A 6,427-nucleotide genomic window follows, 5' to 3' on the forward strand; every position below is an offset into this window, starting at 1 on the left:
TCTCCGAAGAGAATCGCTCGACTTGCATGTGTTAGGCACGCCGCCAGCGTTCATCCTGAGCCAGGATCAAACTCTCAAATAAAAGTTTAACGGGCTCAGATACTGTTATATATCTGGCTTTGTTTGTTTGGTTTGTTTCAAATTCTATAAATTAACCTACTGTTTAATTTTCAAAGTTCTTTCGTACTCCTCTTGAGTACTTATTAATAATAACACCTATTTTTTTTAAAGTCAATACTTTTTTGTCATTTTTTATATTTTAATTAATAATAGGTTATATCAGCTAAATTTACATACTACTGATATAACCTATTATCTTCTTTTTATTAATTTTAATTCATATTTGAGCTAAAATATTTTTGAATTCCTACATATATAGACCACGCTATTTTTTCTTGATATTTTTCATTTACTAAAAGTTTAGCTTCTTTTTCATTAGATAAAAAACCACATTCTATTAGTACTGACGGAATTTTATTTTCTTTTAATAAGTATATATCATCTCTTGGTTTAATTTCTCTATTATTTGTTTTATCTATTACTCTTTTAAGTTCTTCTTGTATGTACTTAGATAACTGAACAGATTCTTCTTTTCCTTCAGGATAAAAAGTCTGTGCCCCATAATATTTAGATTGCTCGAATGCGTTTAGATGTATTGACACAAACATATCTGCATCAGATTCCTCTATTATTTTTTTTCTATTCTTTAAGTTCTCATTATATTTTTGTCTTATAGTTTTATTGCTAGCCTCTTGATATAAACTACTGTCATCTTCTCTTGTTAATATGACAAGCGCTCCACTAGCTTCTAGAAGTTCCCTTATTTTAAGGGTAATAGCCAAGTTTACATCTTTTTCTGTTGTATCCTTGTCCTTAGTCAAAGCCCCTGGATCTATGCCCCCATGACCTGCATCTAAAACTATAGTTTTATTTGTTACAGGCATATATTCCATTACATCCTCGGATACATTTTTAATCTCAAATATAGACACCATAACTAATAATAATGCTATAACACTAAAAATTATATGTTTTATGTACTTTCTCACAATATCACCCTGTATATTTATATTAAAAAAGACTTTGGAATATTCCAAAGTCTTTGTACAGATATATAAAAATTATCTCTTTGAGAATTGTGGAGCTCTTCTCGCTGCCTTTAATCCGTATTTCTTTCTTTCCTTCATTCTAGCATCTCTAGTTAAGAATCCTTCTTTCTTTAAAGCAGGTCTTAAATCTAAATCAGCCTTTAATAAAGCTCTAGATATACCGTGTCTTATAGCTCCAGCTTGTCCAGTGAATCCTCCACCTTCAACCTTTACTATAACATCGTACTTAGTTTCATTGTTAGTTAAAACTAATGGTTGCTTAACATCTCTTATTAAAGTTTCATAGTTGAAAAATTCTTCAACTGATCTTCCATTTACTACTATATTTCCTTCACCTGCAACTAATCTAACTCTAGCTACAGAGCTTTTTCTTCTTCCAGTTCCGTAATATTGAACGTTAGCCATGATAACTCCTCCTTTCACCCGTAATTATTATTTAAAGTTTAAAACTTCTGGATTTTGAGCTGCATGATCATGGTTTGGTCCTGCGAATACTCTTAATCTAGTCATCATTCTGCTTCTTAATTTGTTTTTACATAACATACCGCTTACTGCATGAGATACTACTTCTTCAGGCTTCTTAGCCATCATTTCTCTGTAAGTTATTTCTTTTAATCCACCTACATAACCAGTGTGGTATCTGTATAATTTTTGATCTAATTTCTTTCCTGTTAAAACTACCTTCTCTGCATTTACAACAACAACGAAGTCTCCACCATCTACATGAGGAGTAAAAGTAACCTTGTGCTTACCTCTTAATATTGTCGCTATTTCAGTTGATAAACGACCTAATGTTTTTCCTTCAGCATCAACGATGTACCATTTTCTTTGTACATCAGCTGGCTTAGCTATATAACTTTTCATAGTTGTCCCTCCTTAACTTATTTTCATATAAAAATTTTACCGTTTATGTCAAGTCCGGGGCAAGTGGACTTATTAACACACTCTAATTCATTTTAATACATGCCCCCTGGTGTGTCAAGCTAATAATCAACTTTTTTAAGAAATAATCCATGAGCTGGTGCAGTATGACCGCACTTTCCTCTATTCTTTGAGTTAATTATCTCTTTTAAGCTTTCATTTATTCTTCCTCTGCCTATATCTACTAACGTCCCTACAATTATCCTTACCATATTATATAAAAATCCATTACCTTCTACTTCTAAAATAATTAAATCTTCTTGCTTTTCTAAAGTAATGTCATATATAGTTCTTACAGTGTCAGTTACAGATGATCCAGAGCTCATAAATCCTTTAAAATCATATTGTCCTATTAAAAATTTAGCTTCTTGACACATTTTTTCAAAATCAAGATCATATCTAACATGATATGATGTATCCTTATATATAGGACTCCTATACATACTATTATATATTAAGTATCTATATCTTTTCCCTTTAGCACTATATCTAGAATGAAATTCATCATCCACCTCAGTACAGGCAATTATAGATATATCTTTAGGCAACTTAGCATTTAATGCATTTGGTATTTTCTCTGCAGGTATGCTAGATTCTAATTTGAAATTAGCTACCTGACCTAATGCATGCACTCCTGCATCAGTTCTTCCTGAACCTACAAGCTTCACCTCTTCTTTAGTTATCTCATAAATAGCCTTTTCTATAGTACCTTGTATACCCAAAGAATCCGGTTGTTTTTGCCAACCACAATAGTTTGCACCATTGTATTGTATCGTAACTTTTAAGTTTTTCATAGCATACCTCTTTACATAAACCTAGTAGCTATAATTATAACCAAATATATAACCTGTATTCCACTCGCTATATAATCAAATTTCGTTATAACAGCTTCTTTCATCTTCGTTCTATTATATCCACCTCTATAACATCTAGCTTCCATAGCCATAGCAAGCTCATCAGCTCTTCTAAATGCACTTACAAATAATGGAACTAATAACGGTACTAAATTTTTAGCTCTATTTACCATATTATTACTTTCAAAATCAGCACCTCTAGACATTTGAGCCTTCATTATTTTATCTGTTTCATCTAATAATGTTGGTATAAACCTTAAAGCTATAGTCATCATCATAGCCAATTCGTGTACAGGTAAACCTATCTTCCTAAATGGGTTTAAAAGTCTTTCTATACCATCTGTAAGCTCTATTGGAGATGTTGTTAGAGTTAATATCGACGTACCTACAACTAATAATACTAGTCTCGCTGCCATAAATATAGCTTGTTCTATACCTTGCCTTGTAATCGTCATAAACCCAATTGACCAAATCACATCTCCAGGAAGGAAGAATATATTTATAACAAATGTAAATAATATAATCCATCTAAGAGGTTTAATACCTTTTAAGATGTATTTCATAGGTATACTTGATAATTTCACAACAAATACTAGAGATGATAAAACTATAGCGTATGGCCAAAATTTATTTATTATGAATAAAGACATCATAAATACAAAAGTAGCTATAAGTTTTATCCTCGAATCTAATTTATGAATAACAGAATTAGATGGATAATATTGTCCTATAGTTATATCTTTTAACATTTTCTTCTTCCTCTCATAACTTTTAATATTTCTTCTTTAACCTCTTCTATTGTTAATATATCTTCTCTTATATCAAATCCTTGTTGTCTTAGTTTTATGGCTAACTCTAACACTTGAGGTATGTCTAGTCCTATTTCTTTCAATCTATCAGTATTAGAATTAAACACTTCTCTTGGAGACCCCATAAACTCTATTTTGCCTTGATTCATTACAATTATAGTTTTTGCTAATTTAGCCATGTCATCCATACTATGTGATGATAATATTATTGTCATATTATTTTCTTTATGGAGATTTTTTATAAGTTCAAATATTTCATCTCTCCCTCCAGGATCTAAACCTGCAGTGGGTTCGTCTAATATTAAGACTTCTGGCTTCATTGCTATCACCCCAGCAATAGCTACTCTTCGCTTTTGACCACCTGATAACTCAAATGGAGATTTATCTTTAAATTCCTCATAATTTAATCCCACAGCCTCCATAGATATTTTTACTCTGTCATGTATTTCATCAGGCTGTAAACCTAAATTAGAAGGTCCAAAAGCTATATCTTTTTCAATTGTTTCTTCAAATAGTTGGTACTCAGGATATTGGAATACAACACCCACTCTTTTTCTAATTTCTGTTAAGTTTAACTTAGGGTCTGTTATATTGAAATCATTTATGAATATTTCACCTGAAGATGGTTTTAATATACCATTCAAGTGTTGTATTAATGTTGATTTCCCTGATCCTGTATGTCCTATCAATCCTACAAAATCTCTGTCTTTTATTTCAAAAGTAATTTCATCTAGTGCTTTACTACAAAAAGGCATTCCTTCATTATATATATGAGTTAATTTTTTTACTACAATTGACATAATTCCATCACCATCTCATCCACAGTTAATATATCACTACTTATATCTAATCCATCTTCTCTCAATAAACTAGATAATTCTGTCATATAAGGTACATCTAAACCTATTGCTCTTAGCATTTCTATATTACTAAACACTTCTCTTGGAGTACCTTCTATCAATTTTTTACCCTTTTCCATAACTATAACTCTATCTGCTTCAACTGCTTCTTCCATAAAGTGAGTTATGTGTAATGTTGTTATATTTTCTTCTTTATTGAGCCTTTTTATAGTCTTCATTACTTCTTTTCTTCCTGATGGATCTAACATGGCAGTTGCTTCATCAAATATAATGCATTTAGGTTTCATGGCTATTATGCCCGCAATAGCTACTCTTTGTTTCTGACCTCCCGATAATAGGTGGGGTTGTCTATCTCTTAATTCATACATGCCTACACTTTTAAGAGACTCTTCTACTCTGTTTTTTATTTCTTTAGGTTCCACTCCTAAATTTTCAGGTCCAAATGCTACATCCTCTTCTACTACAGTTGCAACAATTTGATTGTCTGGATTTTGAAATACCATCCCTGCTGTTTGTCTTATATCCCATAATTTATTTTCTTCTCTTGTATCTAGCCCATCTATAAGTATATTTCCTTCACTTGGAACCAAAATAGCATTTAGGTTTTTAGATAAAGTTGACTTACCAGAACCGTTATGTCCTATTATTGCCACAAATTCACCTTTTTTTACCTCTAAGCTAAATTTGTCTATGGCTTTAAGTGTACTTTCATCTGTAACATACTCAAATGATACATCATTAACCTTTATTATATTATCCATTAATTTACTCCTTCACATAAGTAGTATAAAAATGCATCTATTCCATCTTAAAATTAAATTTATTTATGTTACTAATTAATTTATATATACTTTATAAATTTTCAATGAAATTTATTGGTATTTTTACATATTATAATGTTATCTTAATATAAAAATCTATCGTTTTAAATTTATATATTTTTACCATTAAACTTCAACACAACAGTAATATAAATAAAATTTTAAGAATACAAGCTTAATAAAATTTTATTCGCTTTGAAAAATCATTTTAAATAGTATTATACCATAATTTAATATAAAAATCATAATTGGATTAAATACAAATTTACATATAATTTCTATACATTATCACATTGATATATAATCTACTTCTAGATATTATAGTTAGTAAAAATCAATACAACATCTAATTTAAACGATAGTTAGTAATACATGAATAATTTTTTCTTATAATTGTATTTATCTTTATTTAAATTATTTTTTTATACAAACGCAAAAAAGGATTAAGCTATAAAGCTCAATCCTTTTTTTACTATACTAATTCTATAAAAGCCATTTCAGCAGCGTCGCCTTTTCTTGGTCCTTTTTTGATTATTCTAGTATATCCACCATTTCTCTCAGCATATTTCGGAGCTATTTCAGTGAATAAGTTGTTTACTACAGTTTCATCTATAACATAAGCCATAACTTGTCTTCTAGCATGAAGATCTCCTCTTTTACCAAGAGTTATCATCTTTTCTGCCATTCTTTTAGTTTCTTTTGCTCTAGTTACTGTAGTTTCTATTCTTCCATTTCTTAGTAAGTCAGTTACTAAGTTTCTTAACATAAGGTTTCTGTGTGATGTCACACGTCCTAATTTACGGTAATTAGCCACGCCAATCCCTCCTTTGCTCGCTTATTCTTCGCTAGGTTTAAGTCCTAAACCTAATTCTTCAAGTTTTTGAATAACTTCTTCAAGTGATTTTTTACCAAGGTTTCTAACCTTCATCATATCATCTTCTGATTTATTAGCTAATTCTTCAACTGTATTTATTCCCGCTCTCTTTAAACAGTTGTATGATCTAACTGATAAATCTAATTCTTCTATAGTCATTTCAAGAACTTTTTCTTTTT

At 30.2% G+C, this 6,427-nt stretch carries 9 protein-coding genes and 1 rRNA gene; all 10 read right to left on the minus strand.

Translation table 11 applies throughout. The features are described 5' to 3' along the window. Nucleotides 1–82 (minus strand): 16S ribosomal RNA (locus VLM92_RS00105); the annotation flags it as partial. Between the two features lie 250 nt (nucleotides 83–332). Continuing rightward, on the minus strand, nucleotides 333–1,049 hold the full coding sequence (gene cwlD / locus VLM92_RS00110) for an N-acetylmuramoyl-L-alanine amidase CwlD (RefSeq protein WP_325274324.1): 717 nt from the start codon (nucleotides 1,047–1,049) through the stop codon (nucleotides 333–335). A 72-nt stretch (nucleotides 1,050–1,121) separates the two neighbouring features. Continuing rightward, nucleotides 1,122–1,514, minus strand: a complete 393-nt coding sequence (gene rpsI / locus VLM92_RS00115) for a 30S ribosomal protein S9 (protein WP_325274325.1) — start codon at nucleotides 1,512–1,514, stop codon at nucleotides 1,122–1,124. A 27-nt stretch (nucleotides 1,515–1,541) separates the two neighbouring features. Further along, a complete protein-coding gene (rplM, locus tag VLM92_RS00120) occupies nucleotides 1,542–1,973 on the minus strand; it encodes a 50S ribosomal protein L13 (protein WP_325274326.1) in 432 nt (143 codons plus the stop codon). 119 nt (nucleotides 1,974–2,092) lie between these two features. Beyond that, complete coding sequence (gene truA, locus VLM92_RS00125) at nucleotides 2,093–2,824, minus strand: tRNA pseudouridine(38-40) synthase TruA (RefSeq protein ID WP_325274327.1); 732 nt, start codon at nucleotides 2,822–2,824, stop codon at nucleotides 2,093–2,095. A gap of 11 nt (nucleotides 2,825–2,835) precedes the next feature. Continuing rightward, nucleotides 2,836–3,633: an energy-coupling factor transporter transmembrane component T gene (locus VLM92_RS00130; RefSeq protein ID WP_325274328.1), complete on the minus strand. Its 798-nt coding sequence runs from the start codon at nucleotides 3,631–3,633 to the stop codon at nucleotides 2,836–2,838. Further along, the gene (locus VLM92_RS00135) at nucleotides 3,627–4,493 is read right to left on the minus strand and encodes an energy-coupling factor transporter ATPase (protein ID WP_325274329.1); all 867 of its coding nucleotides are present in this window, start codon (nucleotides 4,491–4,493) and stop codon (nucleotides 3,627–3,629) included. The genes VLM92_RS00130 and VLM92_RS00135 overlap by 7 nt, the downstream gene beginning before the upstream one ends. Beyond that, nucleotides 4,481–5,314, minus strand: a complete 834-nt coding sequence (locus tag VLM92_RS00140; protein ID WP_325274330.1) for an energy-coupling factor transporter ATPase — start codon at nucleotides 5,312–5,314, stop codon at nucleotides 4,481–4,483. The genes VLM92_RS00135 and VLM92_RS00140 overlap by 13 nt, the downstream gene beginning before the upstream one ends. A 532-nt stretch (nucleotides 5,315–5,846) precedes the next feature. Next, nucleotides 5,847–6,188 carry a 50S ribosomal protein L17 gene (rplQ, locus tag VLM92_RS00145; protein WP_325274331.1) on the minus strand — a complete coding sequence of 114 codons (342 nt, stop codon included), beginning with the start codon at nucleotides 6,186–6,188 and terminating at the stop codon, nucleotides 5,847–5,849. A gap of 21 nt (nucleotides 6,189–6,209) precedes the next feature. Continuing rightward, the coding region (locus tag VLM92_RS00150; RefSeq protein ID WP_325274332.1) for a DNA-directed RNA polymerase subunit alpha C-terminal domain-containing protein at nucleotides 6,210–6,427 on the minus strand (218 nt) is incomplete at its 5' end.

It is taken from the genome of Romboutsia sp. (assembly GCF_035470145.1).
GTDB lineage: Bacteria > Bacillota > Clostridia > Peptostreptococcales > Peptostreptococcaceae > Romboutsia_D.

What these genes read in the sequence shown, in the direction of transcription:
- VLM92_RS00130 (WP_325274328.1), bottom strand. Translation starts at nt 3,633, where the DNA reads ATGTTAAAAGATATAACTATAGGACAATATTATCCATCTAATTCTGTT.
- truA (WP_325274327.1), bottom strand. Translation starts at nt 2,824, where the DNA reads ATGAAAAACTTAAAAGTTACGATACAATACAATGGTGCAAACTATTGT.
- VLM92_RS00135 (WP_325274329.1), bottom strand. Translation starts at nt 4,493, where the DNA reads ATGTCAATTGTAGTAAAAAAATTAACTCATATATATAATGAAGGAATG.
- VLM92_RS00140 (WP_325274330.1), bottom strand. Translation starts at nt 5,314, where the DNA reads ATGGATAATATAATAAAGGTTAATGATGTATCATTTGAGTATGTTACA.
- rpsI (WP_325274325.1), bottom strand. Translation starts at nt 1,514, where the DNA reads ATGGCTAACGTTCAATATTACGGAACTGGAAGAAGAAAAAGCTCTGTA.
- rplM (WP_325274326.1), bottom strand. Translation starts at nt 1,973, where the DNA reads ATGAAAAGTTATATAGCTAAGCCAGCTGATGTACAAAGAAAATGGTAC.